18 protein-coding genes are annotated in these 18,351 nt (G+C 67.1%); 11 read left to right on the top strand and 7 right to left on the bottom strand.

Annotated features, from left to right (window positions below; genetic code table 11):
• Positions 1–25 precede the first annotated feature (25 nt).
• From E4P24_RS08220 to E4P24_RS08210, 3 genes are all read left to right on the top strand, one after another.
• Positions 26–346: a cupin domain-containing protein gene (locus E4P24_RS08220; RefSeq protein ID WP_007273624.1), complete on the top strand. Its 321-nt coding sequence runs from the start codon at positions 26–28 to the stop codon at positions 344–346.
• Between the two features lie 109 nt (positions 347–455).
• Positions 456–1,163, top strand: coding sequence for an AMP-binding protein (locus tag E4P24_RS08215; RefSeq protein ID WP_115802631.1), 708 nt, complete (start codon positions 456–458; stop codon positions 1,161–1,163).
• A 143-nt stretch (positions 1,164–1,306) separates the two neighbouring features.
• Positions 1,307–2,614 carry a dicarboxylate/amino acid:cation symporter gene (locus E4P24_RS08210; RefSeq protein ID WP_006600256.1) on the top strand — a complete coding sequence of 436 codons (1,308 nt, stop codon included), beginning with the start codon at positions 1,307–1,309 and terminating at the stop codon, positions 2,612–2,614.
• A 20-nt stretch (positions 2,615–2,634) separates the two neighbouring features.
• On the opposite strand, the gene E4P24_RS08205 is transcribed toward E4P24_RS08210, so the two are convergent.
• Entirely contained in the window at positions 2,635–4,641 is a 2,007-nt protein-coding gene (locus E4P24_RS08205) for an AMP-binding protein (protein WP_223173901.1), read from the bottom strand.
• Positions 4,642–4,764: 123 nt separating this feature from the next.
• On the opposite strand from E4P24_RS08205, the gene E4P24_RS08200 reads away from it, so the two are divergent.
• The gene (locus E4P24_RS08200) at positions 4,765–5,346 is read left to right on the top strand and encodes a GNAT family N-acetyltransferase (RefSeq protein WP_004041468.1); all 582 of its coding nucleotides are present in this window, start codon (positions 4,765–4,767) and stop codon (positions 5,344–5,346) included.
• A gap of 31 nt (positions 5,347–5,377) precedes the next feature.
• Here the strand turns inward: E4P24_RS08200 and E4P24_RS08195 are convergent, their stop codons facing one another.
• Entirely contained in the window at positions 5,378–5,647 is a 270-nt protein-coding gene (locus E4P24_RS08195; protein WP_004063229.1) for a hypothetical protein, read from the bottom strand.
• A gap of 96 nt (positions 5,648–5,743) precedes the next feature.
• Complete coding sequence (locus E4P24_RS08190) at positions 5,744–5,998, bottom strand: hypothetical protein (protein WP_004041464.1); 255 nt, start codon at positions 5,996–5,998, stop codon at positions 5,744–5,746.
• Between the two features lie 147 nt (positions 5,999–6,145).
• On the opposite strand from E4P24_RS08190, the gene cdd reads away from it, so the two are divergent.
• From cdd to E4P24_RS08170, 4 genes are all read left to right on the top strand, one after another.
• A complete protein-coding gene (gene cdd / locus E4P24_RS08185; protein WP_004041462.1) occupies positions 6,146–6,568 on the top strand; it encodes a cytidine deaminase in 423 nt (140 codons plus the stop codon).
• A 1-nt stretch (position 6,569) separates the two neighbouring features.
• Positions 6,570–7,769: a hypothetical protein gene (locus E4P24_RS08180; RefSeq protein WP_115859831.1), complete on the top strand. Its 1,200-nt coding sequence runs from the start codon at positions 6,570–6,572 to the stop codon at positions 7,767–7,769.
• Between the two features lie 4 nt (positions 7,770–7,773).
• Positions 7,774–8,592, top strand: a complete 819-nt coding sequence (locus tag E4P24_RS08175) for a nucleoside phosphorylase (protein ID WP_115802628.1) — start codon at positions 7,774–7,776, stop codon at positions 8,590–8,592.
• A gap of 114 nt (positions 8,593–8,706) precedes the next feature.
• The gene (locus E4P24_RS08170) at positions 8,707–9,900 is read left to right on the top strand and encodes an NAD(P)/FAD-dependent oxidoreductase (protein ID WP_004063232.1); all 1,194 of its coding nucleotides are present in this window, start codon (positions 8,707–8,709) and stop codon (positions 9,898–9,900) included.
• A gap of 247 nt (positions 9,901–10,147) precedes the next feature.
• Here the strand turns inward: E4P24_RS08170 and E4P24_RS08165 are convergent, their stop codons facing one another.
• Entirely contained in the window at positions 10,148–10,681 is a 534-nt protein-coding gene (locus tag E4P24_RS08165; RefSeq protein WP_004063234.1) for an Rrf2 family transcriptional regulator, read from the bottom strand.
• 165 nt (positions 10,682–10,846) lie between these two features.
• Here E4P24_RS08165 and E4P24_RS08160 point away from each other — a divergent pair, with 165 nt between their 5' ends.
• The 3 genes from E4P24_RS08160 (at position 10,847) to E4P24_RS08150 (ending at position 13,242) form a co-directional block, all read left to right on the top strand.
• The gene (locus tag E4P24_RS08160) at positions 10,847–11,767 is read left to right on the top strand and encodes an NAD-dependent epimerase/dehydratase family protein (protein ID WP_115802627.1); all 921 of its coding nucleotides are present in this window, start codon (positions 10,847–10,849) and stop codon (positions 11,765–11,767) included.
• Positions 11,768–11,872: 105 nt separating this feature from the next.
• Positions 11,873–12,772: an arginase gene (rocF, locus tag E4P24_RS08155; RefSeq protein ID WP_115802626.1), complete on the top strand. Its 900-nt coding sequence runs from the start codon at positions 11,873–11,875 to the stop codon at positions 12,770–12,772.
• A complete protein-coding gene (locus tag E4P24_RS08150; RefSeq protein ID WP_004041454.1) occupies positions 12,772–13,242 on the top strand; it encodes an NUDIX domain-containing protein in 471 nt (156 codons plus the stop codon). Before rocF ends, E4P24_RS08150 begins: the two co-directional genes overlap by 1 nt.
• 4 nt (positions 13,243–13,246) lie before the next feature.
• On the opposite strand, the gene E4P24_RS08145 is transcribed toward E4P24_RS08150, so the two are convergent.
• From E4P24_RS08145 to gyrB, 3 genes are all read right to left on the bottom strand, one after another.
• Positions 13,247–13,663: a hypothetical protein gene (locus tag E4P24_RS08145; RefSeq protein ID WP_188148341.1), complete on the bottom strand. Its 417-nt coding sequence runs from the start codon at positions 13,661–13,663 to the stop codon at positions 13,247–13,249.
• 100 nt (positions 13,664–13,763) lie between these two features.
• Positions 13,764–16,328, bottom strand: a complete 2,565-nt coding sequence (gene gyrA / locus E4P24_RS08140) for a DNA gyrase subunit A (RefSeq protein ID WP_188148340.1) — start codon at positions 16,326–16,328, stop codon at positions 13,764–13,766.
• A 1-nt stretch (position 16,329) separates the two neighbouring features.
• On the bottom strand, positions 16,330–18,249 hold the full coding sequence (gene gyrB / locus E4P24_RS08135) for a DNA topoisomerase (ATP-hydrolyzing) subunit B (RefSeq protein WP_004063239.1): 1,920 nt from the start codon (positions 18,247–18,249) through the stop codon (positions 16,330–16,332).
• Positions 18,250–18,351: the final 102 nt, after the last annotated feature.

Raw genomic sequence — 18,351 nt, 5'->3', positions numbered from 1 at the left:
TGTGTGGCGGCCGTCGGTTCGGCCGATGTCCTACACGAAAGCGAACTACGAGGACGTAGACGCGGTCGGCGGCGGGCTCCACTTCCTGCGAGACGAACTCGACTGCGTCGAACTCGGCTTCAGCGTGTTGGAGGCCGACCCCGACTGGTCCGGCAAACCCCACGACCACGCCGAACAGGGCCACGAGGAAGTGTACTACCTCGTCTCCGGCGGGGCCACGCTCGTCGTCGAGGACAAGGAACTCGACCTCGAACCCGGCGACGCCGTGCGCGTCTCGCCTGAGGACACGCGCGAACTCCGAAACGGCCCCGAGGAGAGCACGTTCGTCATCGCGGGCGCGCCCTGAGTCGTCGCGCCGGCGTCGTCTCGGCGCTGCTCGCCCGGACTCCCCACGCGTTCTCGAACCGCGAGCACGCCTCGGGGGCTTTTTTCGCGCCGACTCCCTACGACCGGCCATGGACGTTATCGGTGACCTCATGGCCCGCGACCGGCGGAGCGACCGACTCGCGCTCCGGGTCGACGGCCCCGGCCGGACCTACACGTACCACGACCTCATCACGACCTCGTACAAGGCCGGGAACGTCCTCCGCTACCTCGGCGTCCGCAAGGGCGCTCGCGTCGCGGTCGACCCGGCGCCGCTCCCCGAACCGCTGTTGACGTTCCTCGGGGCGGCCCAACTCGGCGCGGTGACGGCGTTCGACCCCGCAGTGGAGGCGCGGGCGACCGTCGTTCCCGTCGACAGCGAGGAAGCATTCGAGGACCTGCCGCCGGGGCAGAAACTCGCCGTGTTCGGCGGCCCGCCGAGTTCGCCCGCGACGACCCACTGGGAACAGGAGGTCTGGAGCGAGAACCCCGCGGTCCACCCGGAAGTAGTCTCGCCCGCCGACCCGGCGCTCGTCGCTGACGACCGCGAGTTCACCCACGGCGACCTGCTCGACGCGGCCCGCGAGGTCGTCGCTGACTTCGACCTCGAAGCGGGCGACACGGTCGCGGTCCGGTCGTCGCTTTCTCACCCCGGAACCGTCGTCGCCGGCGTGCTCGCGCCGCTTTTGGCCGGCGGCACGGTTCGGATTCCCGTGGACGACGAGGCGGTCGAAGCGGCCCTCGCAGTCGGTAACGGGGTTCCCGAGTCGGTCGCGCTCGCGCCCGACGACGTGTGGTGACCACGACGCGTAGGGTGGAGAGACGTCACCGAACGCTCCAACTATTAATTCGGATTTGAGATTGAATTCTACCTCGGTGTTAAATTCGGGATTTTCACCGCTATATTTATAGTCCGGCTGTATCGTTAGTGCAAACACGTTACATGTCACAGGCTGGCATCGTATCTCTCTGGAACCGGTATCGTTCGGTCGGCATCGTCTACCGAATCGGGGTCGCGTTCGTCCTCGGGTCGCTCGTCGGCCTCGTCGTCGGCGAACCCGCGACGGCCTTGAAACCGGTCGGTGACCTGTTCGTCCGACTGCTGGAGATGCTCATCGTCCCCATCGTGGTGTTCACGCTCCTGATGGGCGTCCGGCAGCTCTCGCCGTCGTCGCTCGGTCGCGTCGGCGCGCAGGTCGTGGGGCTGTACGCGCTCACGTCCGCGTTTGCGGTCGCCATCGGACTCGGGGTGAGCAACCTCGTCTCCCCCGGCTCCCGCGGGCTCGAAGAACTGCTCGCCGGTGCCGAGGCACAGAGCGCCGAGGCCCCCGACGCCGTCGAAGTCGTCCTCAACGTCGTCCCGACGAACCCCGTGGGCGCGATGGCCGACGGTGGCGTGTTGCCGACCATCTTCTTCGTCGTCGTGTTCGGCCTCGGCCTCACGCTGGCGTGGGAAGAGACCGACGACGAGCAGGTCAAACGCGGCATCGAGACGTTCTTCGACCTCGCTGACGCCGGCGCGGAAGCGATGTACAAGGTCGTCTGGGGGGCGATGGAGTTCGGCGTTCTCGGCGTCTTCGCGCTGATGGCCAACGTCTTCGGCACCGCCGGCGTGGACGCAATTCTCCCGTTCGCGCTCCTCATCGGAACGATGCTCCTCGCGGCCGTCGTCCACATCGGGCTCGTCTACCTCGGCACGTTCGTCGTCGGCGTCGCGGGGCGGTCGCCGGTCGCGTTCCTCTCCGGAGCGCGCGACGCGATGGTGACCGCGCTGAGTATCCGGTCGTCGTCCGGGACGCTCCCGGTGACGATGTCCGACGCGGACGAGAACCTCGGCATCGAAGAGCGCATCTACGGCTTTACGCTCCCGCTCGGCGCGACCATCAACATGGACGGCACGGCGATGTACCAGGGCGTCGCGGCCATCTTCGCGGCGAACATCGTCGGCGTGAACCTCTCTCTGGTCGACCAGTTCGCGGTCGTCGCGGTGGCCGTGCTGGCGAGCATCGGCACCGCCGGCGTGCCCGGGTCGGGGCTCATCATGCTCACGCTCGTCTTGACGCAACTCGGCCTGCCGCTCGAAATCGTGGGGCTCGTCGCCGGCGTCGACCCAATCCTCGACCGCATCCGGACGATGGTGAACGTGACCGGCGACCTCGCGGTGACGACGGTCGTCGCCACGTGGAACGACGCGGTCGACTTCACCGCCGACGCGTGGAACGACGGCGTCGGCGCGGCGCTGTCCGACTGAACGAAGGCGGAAAAACCGCTTCAGGACGCGTTTTCTATCTTTTCGAGCGACTCGGGATTCTCGATACTGCTCATGTCGCCGAGGTCCTCGCCCGCGTAGATGGAGGCGATGGCGCGGCGGATGATTTTGCCCGACTGCGTCTTCGGGAACTCGTCGACGAACAGGATTTCCCGTGGGCGGAACGGCTTGCCCAACTCGTCGCCGACGACGCCCCGAAGCTCCTCGCGGAGGTCGTCGTTCTCGTCGATACCGTCTTCCAGGACGACGTAAGCGACGACGGCCGTTCCGGTGGTATCGTCGGGGACGCCGACCGCGGCGGCCTGGTTCACCGCGTCGTGTTCGATGAGCGCGCCTTCGACCTCGGCGGGGCCGACCTTGCGGCCGGCCACGTTGAGCGCGTCGTCGGCGCGGCCGTGGAGGAACCAAAAGCCGTCTTCGTCTTTCTGCGCCCAGTCGCCGTGGTCCCAGAGGTCGTCCCACGACGACCAGTAGGTGTCGAGGTAGCGGTCGTCGCCCTCCCAGAGGCTCTTGGTCATCGACGGGCAGGAGTCGCGGGCGACGAGGAAGCCCCGCTCGTGGCTGTCGGCGATGGACTCGCCCGAGGAGTCCACGATGTCGATATCCATCCCGAGGCCGGGGCCGCCGAGCGAGCAGGGCTTGAGCGGTTGGGTCGGCATCGGCATGAGGAAACAGCCGCAGATTTCGGTGCCGCCGGAGATGTTGATGATGGGGGCGTCGCCGCCGCCGACGTGTTCGTAGAACCACTGCCACGACTCGGGGTCCCACGGCTCGCCGGTCGACCCGAGCAGGCGGAGGCTCGACAGGTCGTGTTTCTCGACCTCCTCGTCGCCGTACTTCCGCAGGGCTCGGATGGCCGTCGGCGAGATGCCGAAGGTGGTGATGCGGTGGCGCTCTATCATCTCCCAGAAGCGGTCCGGGTTCGGGTAGTCGGGCGCGCCCTCGTACATGAAGATGGTGCCGGCGAAGGTGTGGTTCCCGATGAGCGTCCACGGGCCCATCATCCAGCCGATGTCGGAGACCCAGAAGAAGCGGTCTTCGGGCTTCTGGTCGAAGCCGAAGTGAATCTCCTTGGCGGTCTGCATCTGGACGCCCGCGTGGGTGTGGACGATGCCTTTCGGCTTGCCGGTCGTTCCCGAGGAGTACAGCAGCATCGACTCGGCGTCCGACGGCAGGCGTTTGGTCTCGTACTCGGAGTCGGCCGCGCCGACGGTGTCGCCCCACCACTCGTCGCGGCCCTCGGTCCACGGCACGTCGGCGTCGCTCTCATCGCCCTCGTCACCGAACCGCCGGTAGACGACGACGTTCTCGACGCAGCCCGCTTCCTCGATGGCCTCGTCGGCGGTCGGTTTCAGTCGGACCTCGGAGCCGCGGCGGTAGAAGCCGTCGGCGGTGAAAAGCACCGAGCACTCGGGGTCTTCGAGGCGGGTCGCGGTGGCGTCGACGCCGAAGCCGGAGAAGATGGGGACGGCTACCGCGCCGACCTTGAAACAGCCGTAGAGGATAGAGATGACCTCGGGGACCATCGGCATGTAGAGCCCGACGGTGTCGCCGGTCTCGATGCCGTAGGATTCGAGGACGTTGGCGACGCGGTTGGCCTCGCGGTAGAGGTCGTGGTAGGTCCGCTGGACGACCTCGCCGCCTTCGCCCTCCCAGATGCAGGCGACGCGGTTCCGGTTCCCGGAACCGACCGCGGCGTGGCGGTCGAGGGTGTTGTGGGCGACGTTTATCTCGCCGCCGGGGTACCAGCGGGAGAACTGCGGCCCCTCCGAGTCGTCGCGGACCGCGTCGTACTCCTCGTAGAACTCGACGTCGAGGTAGTCGACGAGCTCGTCCCAGAACCACTCGACGCCCGAGGCACCGACGCCCGGCACCTCGGTCGTCGTTCGCTCGATGAGTTCGTCGTAGTCCTCGATGTCGTGTTCCCGCATGAAGCGGGTGACGTTGGCGTCCTCGACGAACGCCGGGTCCGGTTCGTGCACCACGGTGTCGGTGTCGGGTACGTCCATGAACCGAGCTACCGCGACCGGAACCATGAATCTTTACTGTTCTTTCGTTGGGTTCGACGGACGCGACGGCCATCGGCGGCCCGGCCCGAGGCGTTTTTGTCGGCCGGTGTGCTAGGAGTAGACATGTACGTCCGAGACGCGAAGAACCGAGACGAGGTCTGGTTGCTCGACTCGCTGGACGAACTCGGACTCGACGACGGCTCCTTCCGGTCCCGCGATTACGTCATCGCGCTCGACGAGGAGTCCGGCGAGAAGGCGGGCTTCGGGCGCATCCGGGTCCACAAGACCGACGAGCCGTTCTGCGAACTCACCTGCGTCGGCGTCTCGGAGCGGTGGCGCGGACAGGGCGTCGGCGCGCACGTCGTCGAGCGACTGGTCGACCGCGCTGCCGCCGAAGACTTCGACACCGTCTACGGCTTCACCTCGGACCACGGCTACTGCGCGCAGTTCGGCTTCGAGGCGGTCGACGCCGAGGACCTCCCCGAGGGGCCGCGGCAGCGACTCGACCGGGTCAGGGAAGCCGACGGCGACGCCATCGCGCTCCGACTCGACCGCGAGGCGTTTTCGATGCCCGAGCGCCTCCGCGAGCGGTTCAAGGCCGCCGCGCCCGCGAGCGCCGGGGACGCCGAACCCGAACTGACCGCCGAGGACTTCGGCTACGACGAGGAGACGCCGACGAAGTACTCGACGAATCTCCGGCGCTGAATCGAATCTCCGGCGCTGAGCCGGGTCCGACTCAGGTCCGGTCGTCGAGGAAGTCGGTGCTGAAGACGATCCAGGTCAGCACGCTACAAAACAGAATCGGCGGGAGGATGGCGAAGCCCCAGAGCGGTTCGAGCCCTTGCAGGAGGATGAGTACCACGTCGGCCAGTCCGAGCGCGAGGAACGGCGCGGTCGCCAGCGCGGCGCGCTTGCGGTTCTTGCCGCCCGTCTCTTCCGGGAGCGGGCCGGGTGAGGCGTCGCCGGCCGAGGCGTCCGAGGTCGAGGTCGACGAGGGCGCGTCCATGCGGGTCCGTCGGGGCCCGACGAGCAAAAACGGTCCGCCTTCCGGTCGGGGTTCCACGGTCGATACGCCCCCGCGTCCGCGGCGAGCGACGCCGACTTACCGCGCGTTCTCCACGCGCGAGGCGTACTCGACGAGTCCGAACAGCACCCCGAGGAGAGCGGCCGAGAGCACCATCCCGTAGAGGCTGAAGGCGAGGGGACTTGTCGGCAGCGAGAGGACGCCGAACAGCGATATCTCGGCGGCGACTTGGCCGCCGTTCTCACCGATGAAGAGGCCGAGGATGCCCGAGATGACTACGACGCTCGCGCCGACGAGGAGCAGGATTCGTCGTCCGCCGGATGTGTCGTTCACGACGCCGCGTTAGGGCCGCGCCGTATAGTCGCTTGCGGGACGACGCGATTGGCGGTGCCCCGCGGAGCCGCCGCCAGCGTCTGCCGGCCGAGGCGACAGTCTCGGGGAGCCGAACGAACTAAGCCACCCCACGCGAATGAGCGCCCAATGCCCGAAGCACTCGTCGAACGCGCCCGCGAAGCGCTCGACAACGCCTACGTTCCCTACTCTGAGTACACCGTCGGAGCGGCGCTCAGGACCGCCGACGGCGAGGTCTACGTCGGCTGTAACATCGAGAACGCGAACTACTCCAACAGCCTCCACGCCGAGGAGGTCGCCGTCGCGGAGGCCGTGAAGAACGGTCACACCGAGTTCGACCGCCTCGTCGTCACCTCGGGGGCGCGCGACGGCGTCACCCCCTGCGGGATGTGCCGCCAGACGCTCGCGGAGTTCTGCGACGAGGACCTCCCGGTCGTCTGCGACCTCGGCGGCGACGACGTGGCCGAGTACACGCTGGGCGAACTCCTCCCGAACACCATCTCGCTGGACACGCTGGAAGCCGCCGCGGCGAAGCGCGACGCCGACGAGTAACGTGTCGCCCGCCGCCGACCGCGGAATCGCCCCGCTCGCGCTCGCGCTCGTCCTGCTCGTGGTACTCTCGGGGTGTACGTCCTCATCGCCGTCACCGCCGGTCGTAGACGCTGCTCTCGGTGCCCCGTCGGCCGACGCGAGCGACGGCGACGACGGAGCCGTCTCGGCCGCCGTCGGCGGAACCGGGTCGTCGGCGTCGGAGACGCGCCCCGCCGACACCGCCGACAACCCGTGGGGGCACGCGCCCGTCGTCGTCGGCGTCGACGCGCCCGCGGACGGCCGCGACTACGCCTCGCTCGTCGAATCGGCGGTCGACTACTGGCGGGCGAACGCGTCGGCGGTCGCCTACGACCCGGCGTTCGTCGTGAGACCGAACAGTTCGGACCCGGACGTGACCGTCTCGGTCGTCGAGCGAATCGACGGCTGCGGCGACGACGCCGGCGCGGACGCGGTCGGCTGTGCGCCCCTCTTGGACGGCGACGACCCGACCGCGCCGACGGAGCCGGTCACGGTGGTCGTCGCCGCCGGCTACGACGACGAGACGACCCAGATGGTTCTGAAACACGAGTTCGGCCACCTACTCGGGCTGACCCACGACGACGCCGACGCGTTTCCCGTGCTGTCCGAGCGCGTCGAGACGACGCGACTGCCGGAACCGGACGCCGCCGAGCGGGAGTCGCCCTTCCGCGAGCGAACCGTCGCGGTCCACGTCGACCTCTCGAACGTCTCGCCCGGCGAGCGGGCGACCCACGAGGCCGAAATCGACCACGCGCTGTCGTACTACGAGGGCGGGGCCGACGGCGTCGCGCCCGCGAACCTCTCGTTCGAACGCGTCTCCAACCCCGAGATGGCGGACGTGACGCTCTCGGTGTCGGCGTTCCGCGACGGCGGCTCTGGCGTGCGCTGGCGGCGGACCGGCGTCGACGCCGACGACGACGCGGCGCTGGAGTGGTACACCGGCGGCGACCTCGTCGTGGACGCCGACCTCGCCCCGTCGCTGGTCGACTGGTACGTCGGCGCGGGACTCGGCTACCTGTTTGCGGCCGACGAGAGAGCCGACCTCCCGCCGCCGTTCCGCGACGGCGACCCCGCCGACGACCGGGCGTGGCGCGGTCTCGCGGGCGAGACGGCGGGAAACGCGACGACGCCCGCGATGACCCCTCGGAGAACGCAAGAATTTCCATCGGTGGCCCGCGAGTAGTGCCATGAACGACAGTGAGGACCCGAACGACGAGGTCCAGTACCATCTCGAAGTCGGTCCCGCGGACCTCGCCGACGCGGTGTTGCTCCCGGGGAACCCCGAGCGCGTGGACAAGGTGACGGCGCTGTGGGACGACCACGAGGAGAAGGCCTCCCACCGCGAGTACCGGACCGCCACGGGCAGCTACGACGGGACGCCGATTTCGGTTACCTCGACGGGCATCGGGAGTCCCTCGGCTGCCATCGCCGTGGAGGAACTCGCCCGCGTCGGCGCGGACACCTTCATCCGCGTCGGCTCCTGCGGCGCGATTCAGCCCGAGATGGGCGTGGGCGACCTCGTCATCACCTCGGGCGCGGTCCGACAGGAGGGCACCTCCAAGGAGTACGTCCGAGAGGACTACCCCGCCGTCGCCGACCACGAGGTCGTCTCGGCGCTCGTCGCGGCCGCGGAACGACTCGGCTACGACTACCACGTCGGCCTCACGATGAGCGCCGACTCCTTCTACGCGGGGCAGGGTCGCCCCGGCTTCGAGGGCTTCCGCGCCGCCGGCTCCGACTCGCTGGTCGAGGAACTCCGCGAGGCGAACGTGAAGAACATCGAGATGGAGGCCGCGGCGCTCCTGACCATCGCCAACGTCTACGGCCTCCGCGCGGGGGCCGTCTGCTCGGTGTACGCGAACCGCGTCACCGGCGAGTTCCGCACCGAAGGCGAATCGCGCGCGGCCGAGACCGCCAGCCTCGCGGTCCACCTCCTCGCGAAGATGGACGAAGTCAAGCGTGAGGCGGGCGTCGACCGCTGGCACGCGGGCCTCAGTCTCGACTAATCCGACAACCGTCGAATCCGGATTTCGACGCTCTGGGGGCGTAGCGGCCAAAATTACCCCGGCTGTGGAGACGGTTTCAAAGCCCCTTTATCGGATGACTGCGCATCCGACGACATGAGCACGCAGGTCGTCGTTCTCGGCTCGGGGTACGCCGGGGCCGGCGCGGTTACAACCCTCGAAGAAGAGCTCGGTCCGGACGCGCAACTCACGTGGGTCGCCGAACACGACTACCACCTCGTCCTCCACGAGGTCCACCGCTGCATCCGCGACCCGAGCGTCGAGTCCAGCATCACCATCCCGGTCGACGACATCAAAGACGACTCGACGGAGTTCGTCAAGGGTCGCGCGACCGACGTGGACGTCGACGAGCGCGCAGTCGAGCTCGAAGGCGGCGACACCGTCGACTACGACTATCTGCTCGTCGCCATCGGCTCTTCGACCGCCTTCTTCGGTATCGAGGGTCTCGAAGAGTTCGCCCACCAGCTCAAAGGTCTCGACGACGCCCGCGAGATTCACCAGGACATCAAGGAGGCGGCCGCCGACGCCTCCCGCGACGACCCCGCGCAGGTCGTCATCGGCGGCGCGGGTCTCTCCGGCATCCAGACCGCCGCCGAGGTCGCGGAGTACCGCGACACGAACCGCGCGCCCATCGACATCAAGCTCGTCGAGGGGATGGACGAAATCTTCCCCGGAAACGACCCCGAACTGCAGGGCGCGCTCCGGCGTCGCGTCGAAGACCTCGACATCGACATCCTCACCGGCGACTTCATCTCGAAGGTCGACGAGGAGACCGTCTTCATCGGCGGCGGCGAGGACGAAGCGCCCGAGGAACTCGACTACGACGTGCTCGTCTGGACCGGCGGCATCACCGGCCAGCCCGAGGCGTCCGACGTGGAGCTCGAACAGGACGAGCGCTCCCATCGCTTCTTCGCTGAGGAGGACTTCCAGACCAGCGACGACCGCGTCTTCGCGGTCGGTGACTGCGCCCTCGTCGAGCAGGGCCCCGACAACGTCGCGCCGCCGACGGCGCAGGCCGCCTGGGACGCCGCTGACGTGGCCGGCGAGAACATCGCCCGCGCCATCGCCGGCAAGCCGCTCAAGCGCTGGACGTTCACCGACAAGGGGACGGTCATCTCCATCGGCCACGACGCCGTCGCCCACGGCGTGAAGTTCCCCGTCTTCGGAGAGTTCCCCGTCAACGTCTTCGGCGGCCCGCTCGCGCGGACGCTGAAGAAGGGCATCGCCGCGAACTGGATTGCAGACGTCACGTCGCCGAAGCGCGCGCTCTCCGCCTGGAACGACCTCTAACTCGGAACACGCGCCCGACCGCCGGGTGACGCGGCACCCGCCGCCCGACGCTCGTCGACTCGGTTTCGATTTCTCCGGCTCTGTCGCACTCACCGAGTACTGACGAGTCGCGTCGCCGTTCGCCGGGGTCAATCGGTGGCGCGAACCGTATCACCAAGCCGAACGGACCGCTTCGCCGTCCGAACGCCGGTCCCGCCGGTCGGAGTGCGCGGAGAGTGCCCGGAAAAAGACGGAAAGTAAAGCGTGGTTAGTGCTGGGGTTCGCCGACGGGTGCCTGCATGTCGTCGATGCGGAGGATGAGGATGTTGCTCGTGTCGTCCTTGCCGTCGAGCGTGCCGTCGATGACGAGCTTCGAGAGGGGCGTCGGACCGACGCGAATCTTGTCGCCCTCGTGGAACTCGCGGACCGAGCCCTGCACGTGAATCTCGGCGCGGCACAGCTCGGGGTGGTGGACGCTGGAGAGGTCGATTTCGTCGACGTTGACGCCTTCGACTTCCTCGTCGTTGTGGAACAGGGGGACGAACGCGGGCTCGTCCATCTTGTCCACGTCGAGCGCCTCGTAGGCGTTCGCGGTCGGCTTGTAACCGCCCTTCGGACCGGGGACGCCCTCGACCAACTGGAGCGCCTTCAGGCTCTGCATCTGGTTTCGGATGGTGCCGGGGTTTCGGTTGACTTCGGTCGCGATATCCTCACCTTTTACGGCGTCTTCGGAGTCCCGATAGAGGTTGATGAGTGCAGTCAAGATAGTTTTCTGACTCGACGTGAGCTCGATTGATGACATGGAGAATGGTTCGCTACATACGTCCTTAAATCCGATGGATGACGCCTCGAATCTGCCGTTCGTCTACTTTGTAACCGTATCACACTCATGAATGTTCATTCCGAACCTCGATTCGGCCTCGATGCTGTCGATAGCACTATACGGCTCACGAGACTCCGGTAGCACATGAACGGGAAACGAGTCCTCGTGACCGGCGGTGCCGGCTTCATCGGTTCGAATCTCGCGAACCATCTCGCCGACGAAAACGAGGTCGTCGCCGTCGACGACCTCTACCTCGGCACGCCCGAGAATCTCGACGACGCCGTGGAGTTCCACGACGCGAGCGTGCTTGACGACGACCTCCCGACCGACGACGTGGACGTGGTGTTCCATCTGGCGGCGCTGTCGTCGTACAAGATGCACGAGGAGAACCCGACGAAGGGCGCGCGCGTCAACGTCGAAGGCTTCGTGAACACGGTCGAGCAGGCGCGAAACGACGGCTGTGACACCGTCGTCTACGCCTCAACCTCCTCGATTTACGGCTCGCGGACCGAGCCCTCGCCGGAAGAGATGCCGGTCGAGGCGCGCACGGGCTACGAAGCGTCGAAACTCGCCCGGGAGCGCTACGCGGAGTACTTCCACCACCACTACGATATGCGGACGGCCGGGCTCCGGTTTTTCTCGGTGTATCAGGGCTTCGGCGGCGCGGAGGAACACAAAGGCGAGTTCGCCAACACGGTCGCGCAGTTCACCGACAAAATCGCGGCCGGCGAGTCGCCGGAGCTGTTCGGAGACGGCACCCAGACCCGCGATTTCACCCACGTCGACGACATCGTTCGCGGCATCGAACTCGCCGCCGACCACCGGCTACAAGGCATCTACAACCTCGGCACCGGCGAGAGCTACTCGTTCAACGAGATGGTCGACATGATAAACGAGGCGCTCGGCACCGACGTCGAACCCGAATACATCGAAAACCCCCTCGACGTGTACGTCCACGACACGAAAGCCGACTGCACGAAGATACGCGAGGCGACCGGCTGGGAACCCAAAATCTCCTTCGAGGAGGGTCTCCGGCGCGTCTGCGAACCGTATCTCGACGAGTAGCCCGTGCGTTCCGCCGGACGACGGCCTCCCCCGAGGCGACAGATAGCATTATCAATAAGGGTGTTTTTCCGATGCCACTAAACGGCCCGAACGAGTGGGTCATCTATGGAACGGAACGTCAGAATTCTGGGTGCACCGACGGACTACGGTGCCAATCGACGCGGGGTGGACATGGGCCCCTCCGCGATTCGATACGCTGGACTCGCGGGGGAACTGGAGTCCGCGGGCGTCTCGCCGACTGACGCCGGCGACCTCGCGGTGCCGCACCACGCGACGCGGGACGCCGACGCCGGGGCGACGAACGCGAAGCACGTCAAGGAAGTCGAAGAGGTGACGCGGAGCCTCGCCGACGCCGTCTCGACCGCGCTCGCCGAGGGGACGACCCCGCTCGCGCTCGGCGGCGACCACTCCATCGCCATCGGCTCGCTGGTCGGCAGCGCCCGCGACGCCGACATCGGCGTCATCTGGTTCGACGCTCACGGCGACTTCAACACGCCGAGCACCTCGCCGTCCGGCAACGTCCACGGCATGCCGCTGGCCGCCGCGCTCGGCATCGGTGACTTCGCGGGCGTCGAGTGGGCGAACGCCGCCGGCCTCAAAGAGGAGAACGTCGCTATCGTCGGCTTGCGCTCCGTCGACGACGCGGAGGCCGAGGCGATTCGCGACAGCGACGTGACGGTGTACACGATGTCGGATATCGACGAGCGGGGCGTCACCGCGGTGACGAACGACGCCCTCGACGTGGCGACCGACGGCACCGACGGCGTCCACGTCAGCCTCGACCTCGACTGGCTCGACCCCCGCGAGGCCCCCGGCGTCGGGACGCCCGTCCGCGGCGGCGTGACCTACCGCGAGGCCCACGCGGCGATGGAACTCGTCGCCCGCTCGGAAGCCATGCGCTCGTTCGAACTCGTGGAGGTCAACCCCATCCTCGACGAGCACAACGAGACCGCGACGCTCGCGACCGAACTCGCCGCAAGCGCCTTCGGCAAGCGCATCCTCTGATGTCGACGCCGAGAGAAGCCCCCGCGCCGCACGACCTCGCCGCCGGCGTCGTCGTCCTCCGGGAGAACTCCGTGCTCGCGGTCTACGAGAAGGACCGCTGGGGACTGCCGAAAGGCGGCTCCGAACCCGGGGAGTTCTTCTTCGAGACCGCCGCCCGCGAGGCCGCAGAGGAGACCGGCGTCGAAGTCGAAATCCAGTCGCTCGCCTTCACGAGCGAGATTCGCGCTCCGGACCACCGCATCTATCTCCAGCGGTTCTACCACGCGACGCCCGTCGCCGACGATCCGACGCCGTCGCCGAGCGACCCCGACGACGAAATCGAGGCGGCGAAGTTCCTCCCGCTGACCGCCCTCGGGTCGACGCTCACCTACCGGCCGCGGGTCGAACCGCTCCGCGACTGGCTCCGGGACCGCAAGCCGCGACACTACACCTACGACCTGACCAGAGAACCCTCGGACGTGGAGAAGTAGCCGACTACGAGGTTCGACCGCTGGCTGTCCCGCTTTTCCGCGCGACTCGACCGATGTAGCCGACGGTCGCGCCGACACCGCCGACGACGAGGGCGAGCACCGCGCCGCCGACGAGCGGATACGCGACCCACAGCGGTGACTCCATCGTCGACACCGGGACGAACAGGTTGACCGCGAATCCGAGACACGGCCCGAAAGCGAGCACGATACCCTCGCCGGCGCGCGTGCCGATATTCTCGCCGCGGGCGACGTGTGCCGCGACGCCGGCGACGACCAGTACCGCGCCCGCGTCGACGACGAGCGACTGCACGGCCGTCGGCGGTTCGAGGTTCCACGCCCGAAGCGCGGTCAGGCCGCCGAGGACGACGACGAACGCGAGCGCCGAGACGCCGACGATTCTCGACCGCGGTCGCACGCTCATACCGGTAGGACCTCCGGCCGAGATAAATGTCTTCGGGGAGCGACGGTCGGAGCCGCGGCTCTCCGGCGGGAGTCCGCGAAAAAAGTCTCGCGGGGAGCCGTTACTCGTCGTCCGCGTCGGTTTCCGCGTCCTCTTCCACGCTGTCCGCGTCGTCGAGTTCCTCGGCCTCGGTCGTCATCGCGGCCGGAATCACGTCGACGGAGGCCACGTCGTCGCCCTCGTCGAGGTCCATCACGATGACGCCCATCGTGTTGCGGCCGACCGTCGAGATATCCTCGACGGGGGTCCGGAGAATCTGCCCCTCGTCGGACATGACGACGAGGTGGTCGCCCTCGCCGACGGTGTTGATGGCGCAGACCGGGCCGTTCCGCTCGTTTGCCTTGATGTCGATGAGACCCTTGCCGTTTCTGGACTGCGTGCGGTAGGCGTCGAGGTCCGTGCGCTTCCCGTAGCCGTTCTCGGTGACGGTGAGAATCCAACTGTGGTGGGCCTCGTCGATGGCGGCCACGCCGGCGACAACGTCGTCGCCTTCGAGTTTGATGCCGCGGACGCCGCGGGCCGAGCGGCCCATCGCGCGCACCTCGTCCTCGTCGAAGCGGATGGACATTCCCCGTTCGGTGCCGATGACGAGGTCGCTTTCGCCGTCGGTGACCTCCACGTCGACGAGTTCGTCGCCCTCGTCGAGTTTGGTGGCGATGATGCCCGTCGAGAGGATGTTCTGGAAGCGGTCGGTGCCGGTCCGCTTGATGTAGCCGTTCCGGGTCACCATCGTTAGATATCCCTCGATATCTTCGAGGTCGTCGCAGTTGACGACGGCCGTAATCTCCTCGCCGTCGTCGAAGTCGAGCAGATTGACCGCCGACTTCCCGCGGGCGGTCCGCGACATCTCGGGGACCTGGTAGGCCTTGAGTTGGTAGACCTGCCCGTGGTTGGTGAAACAGAGCAGGTCGTCGTGGGTGTTCGTGACGAACACCGACGAGACGTTGTCGCCTTCCTTGAGGTCCGTCCCGATGATGCCCTTGCCGCCGCGGTGCTGGGCGCGGAACCGGGAGACCGGCATGCGCTTGATGTAGTCGTCCTCGCTGACGACGACGACCACGTCCTCCTCGGGGATGAGGTCGGCGCGGGTGACCTCGCCGGTGTTGGCGACGAACGAGGTCCGCCGGTCGTCGGCGTACTCGTCTTTGATGTCGAGCAGTTCGGACTCGATGACGGCGTCGAGTTCCGACTGGTCGCCGAGGATGGTTTCGAGGCGCTCGATGGTCGCCTGCACGTCCTCGTACTCGGCTTCGATTTCGGCCGCCTCCATCGAGGTGAGCGACCCGAGCTGCATCGAGACGATGTGGTTCGCCTGCTCCTCGGAGAAGTCGAACGTCGGCAGCGGTTCACCGTCGACTTCGACTTCGACCTCGCCGCGGAGCGCGGCCTTCGCGTCGTCGCGGCTCTCGGAGTTGCGGATGGTCTCGACCACGTCGTCGATGTTGTCGAGGGCCTTCAGGCGGCCGTCGAGGATGTGCGCGCGGTCTTCGGCCTCGGCGAGTTCGTACTCGGAGCGCCGGCGAACCACGTCGCGTCGGTGGTCGAGGTAGTGTTCGAGCGTCTCCTTGAGCGTCAGCACCTGCGGCTGGCCGTCGACGAGCGCGAGGTTGATGACGCCGAACGTGGATTCGAGGTGGTTGTCGAGCAGCTGGTTCTTGACGACCTCGGCCATCGCGCCGCGCTTGAGTTCGATGACGACGCGGATGCCGTCGCGGTCGGACTCGTCGCGGATGTCGCGGATGCCCTCGATTTTGCCCTCGTTCACGTCGTCGGCGATGCGCTCGATGAGGCGGGCCTTGTTCTCCTGATACGGGAGTTCGTTGATGACGATGCGGCCCTCCTCTTCGAACACGTCGTAGTCGGCGCGGACGCGGACGCGACCGCGACCCGTCTTGTACGCCTTGTGGACCGCGTTGCGGCCGACGATGTTCGCGCCGGTCGGGAAGTCCGGCCCCTTGATGTGTTCCATCAGGTCCGCGACGGTCGCGTCGGGGTTCTCGATGAGTTCGACGGTGGCGTCGACGACCTCACCGAGGTTGTGCGGCGGGATGTTCGTGGACATCCCGACCGCGATGCCGGACGACCCGTTGACGAGCAGGTTCGGGAACGACGACGGCAGCACCGTCGGCTCCTGCTTGCGGTCGTCGTAGTTCGACTGGAAGTCGACGGTGTCCTTGTCGATGTCGTCGAGGAGTTCCTCGGCGATGGGGGACATCCGCGCCTCCGTGTAGCGCATCGCGGCCGGCGGGTCGCCGTCGACGGAGCCGAAGTTACCCTGGCCGTCGACGAGCGGGTAGCGCATGGAGAAGTCCTGCGCCATGCGCGCGAGGGTGTCGTAGATGGCGGAGTCGCCGTGGGGGTGGTAGTCACCCATCGTCTCGCCCACGATGGACGAGGACTTGCGGTGCGACGAGTTGGAGGTCACGCCGGCCTGATGCATCGCATACAGGATGCGCCGGTGGACCGGCTTCAGGCCGTCGCGCACGTCGGGCAGCGCCCGCCCCGCGATGACCGACATCGCGTAGTCGATGTACGACTGCTCCATCTCGTCTTCGATGCGCGCGTTCTTGACTTCGGCCGCGATACCCGCGCCCGGTTCGAACGAATCTGGTGCGTCAGAACTCATATTAGATGTCTACCCATTCGGCGTCGTTCGCGTGGTCCTTGATGAACTGCTTTCGCGGCCCGACGGCGTCGCCCATCAGGATGTTGAACATCCGGTCGGCGGCGGCGGCGTCCTCGACGGTGATGCGCTTGAGGACGCGGTTTTCGGGGTTCATCGTCGTGTCCCACAGCTGGTCGGGGTTCATCTCACCGAGTCCCTTGAACCGCTGGACCTGCGTGGGGTTGCCGTTGCATTCCTCCTCGATGATGCGGTCCCGCTCGGCCTCGTCCATCGCGTCGTAGGTGTTGCCGCGGTAGCGGACGCGGTACAGCGGCGGTTGGGCCGCGTACACGTAGCCGGCCTCGATGAGCGGGCGCATGTGCCGGTACAGAAGCGTAAGCAGCAGCGTCCGGATGTGCGCGCCGTCGACGTCGGCGTCGGTCATCAGGATGAGCCGCTGGTAGCGCGCCTTCTCGATGTCGAACTCGTCGCCGACGCCGCCGCCGATGGCGGTGATGAGCGCCCGTATCTCGTCGTTTTCGAGGATGCGGTCGAGGCGGTGTTTCTCGACGTTCAGAATCTTCCCCTTGAGGGGCAAAATCGCCTGGAACTTGCGGTCGCGGCCCTGCTTTGCCGAGCCGCCCGCGGAGTCGCCCTCCACGATGAACAGTTCGGACTCCGAGGGGTCGCGGCTCTGACAGTCCGCGAGCTTCCCCGGCAGCGAGGTGGATTCGAGCGCGGACTTGCGGCGGGTGAGCTCCTCGGCCTGCTTCGCGGCCTTGCGGGCGCGGGCGGCCTCGACGGCCTTCGAGATGATGGCCGTCGCCGTGTCCGGGTTCTCCTCGAAGAACGTCCCGAGCTGTTGGTGGGTGACGCTCTCGACGATGCCGCGGACCTCGGAATTCCCGAGCTTGGTCTTCGTCTGCCCCTCGAACTGCGGGTCGGGGTGCTTGACGGAGATGACGGCGGTGAGTCCCTCGCGAACGTCCTCGCCGCGGAGGTTGTCGCCGTCGAGGTCGTCGAGCATATCGTGGCTGTTCGCGTAGTCGTTGACGACGCGGGTGAGCGCCGTCTTGAACCCGGTCAGATGCGTGCCGCCCTCGCGGGTGTTGATGTTGTTGGCGAAGGCGTGAATCGACCCCTGGAGCTCGTCGGTCGCCTGCATGGCGATTTCGACCTCGATGCCCTCCGACTCGTCGTCGTAGTAGATGACGTCGTCGTGGAGCGCCGTCTTGGTCTCGTTGAGGTACTCGACGAACTCGCGGATGCCGCCCTCGAAGAGGAACGTGCTCGACTCGTCGGTCCGCTCGTCGGAGAGCGAAATCTCGACCCCAGAGTTGAGGAACGCGAGCTCTCGCAGGCGGTTTTCGAGCGTCTTGAAGTCGAACTCGGTCGTCTCGAAGATACCGTCGTCCGGCCAAAAGCGGATGGTCGTTCCGGTGTCTTCGCCGGGTTCGAGGTCGCGCACGCGCTCGAACTCCTCGACCTGCGGCTCGCCGACCTCGAAGCGGTGTGTCCACACCGCGCCGTCGCGTTTGACCTCGACTTCGAGTTCGCTCGACAGCGCGTTGACGACGGAGACGCCGACGCCGTGGAGGCCGCCGGAGACTTGGTAGGACTTGTTGTCGAACTTCCCGCCGGCGTGGAGGACGGTCATGATGACCTCCAGCGCGGGTCGGTCGTACTGTTCGTGCGTATCTACCGGAATCCCGCGGCCGTTGTCGGTGACGCTGACAGAGCCGTCCTCGTGGAGGGCGACCTCGATGGCGTCGCAGTGGCCCGCGAGCGCCTCGTCGATGGAGTTGTCGACGACTTCGTAGACGAGGTGGTGGAGCCCGCGAGAATCGGTGGACCCGATGTACATCGCCGGACGCTTTCGAACGGCTTCAAGCCCTTCGAGGACCTGAATCTGTCCGGCCCCGTACTCGTTATCCTGAGACATCTGAACAGGCCTAGGATAGCCCGTCCCTTAAAGGCTCGCACGCGCGGGCGCGTACTACTTACTGGAGTCCCGCGTAGCGGTTTCCGACATCGGAGACGCCGA

Source organism: Haloferax sp. AS1, from assembly GCF_014530665.1.
Classification (GTDB): Archaea; Halobacteriota; Halobacteria; order Halobacteriales; family Haloferacaceae; genus Haloferax; species Haloferax volcanii.
Note: the sequence above shows the minus strand (reverse complement) of the source record. Positions and strands in the feature narration are given on the sequence as shown.

Coding starts and splice junctions, on each gene's coding strand:
- E4P24_RS08205 (WP_223173901.1), bottom strand. CDS start 4,641: ATGGACGTACCCGACACCGACACCGTGGTGCACGAACCGGACCCGGCG.
- E4P24_RS08165 (WP_004063234.1), bottom strand. CDS start 10,681: ATGTCATCAATCGAGCTCACGTCGAGTCAGAAAACTATCTTGACTGCA.
- E4P24_RS08160 (WP_115802627.1), top strand. CDS start 10,847: ATGAACGGGAAACGAGTCCTCGTGACCGGCGGTGCCGGCTTCATCGGT.
- E4P24_RS08195 (WP_004063229.1), bottom strand. CDS start 5,647: ATGGACGCGCCCTCGTCGACCTCGACCTCGGACGCCTCGGCCGGCGAC.
- E4P24_RS08150 (WP_004041454.1), top strand. CDS start 12,772: ATGTCGACGCCGAGAGAAGCCCCCGCGCCGCACGACCTCGCCGCCGGC.
- rocF (WP_115802626.1), top strand. CDS start 11,873: ATGGAACGGAACGTCAGAATTCTGGGTGCACCGACGGACTACGGTGCC.
- cdd (WP_004041462.1), top strand. CDS start 6,146: ATGCCCGAAGCACTCGTCGAACGCGCCCGCGAAGCGCTCGACAACGCC.
- E4P24_RS08215 (WP_115802631.1), top strand. CDS start 456: ATGGACGTTATCGGTGACCTCATGGCCCGCGACCGGCGGAGCGACCGA.
- gyrA (WP_188148340.1), bottom strand. CDS start 16,328: ATGAGTTCTGACGCACCAGATTCGTTCGAACCGGGCGCGGGTATCGCG.
- gyrB (WP_004063239.1), bottom strand. CDS start 18,249: ATGTCTCAGGATAACGAGTACGGGGCCGGACAGATTCAGGTCCTCGAA.
- E4P24_RS08200 (WP_004041468.1), top strand. CDS start 4,765: ATGTACGTCCGAGACGCGAAGAACCGAGACGAGGTCTGGTTGCTCGAC.
- E4P24_RS08170 (WP_004063232.1), top strand. CDS start 8,707: ATGAGCACGCAGGTCGTCGTTCTCGGCTCGGGGTACGCCGGGGCCGGC.
- E4P24_RS08175 (WP_115802628.1), top strand. CDS start 7,774: ATGAACGACAGTGAGGACCCGAACGACGAGGTCCAGTACCATCTCGAA.
- E4P24_RS08220 (WP_007273624.1), top strand. CDS start 26: ATGTCCTACACGAAAGCGAACTACGAGGACGTAGACGCGGTCGGCGGC.
- E4P24_RS08145 (WP_188148341.1), bottom strand. CDS start 13,663: ATGAGCGTGCGACCGCGGTCGAGAATCGTCGGCGTCTCGGCGCTCGCG.
- E4P24_RS08210 (WP_006600256.1), top strand. CDS start 1,307: ATGTCACAGGCTGGCATCGTATCTCTCTGGAACCGGTATCGTTCGGTC.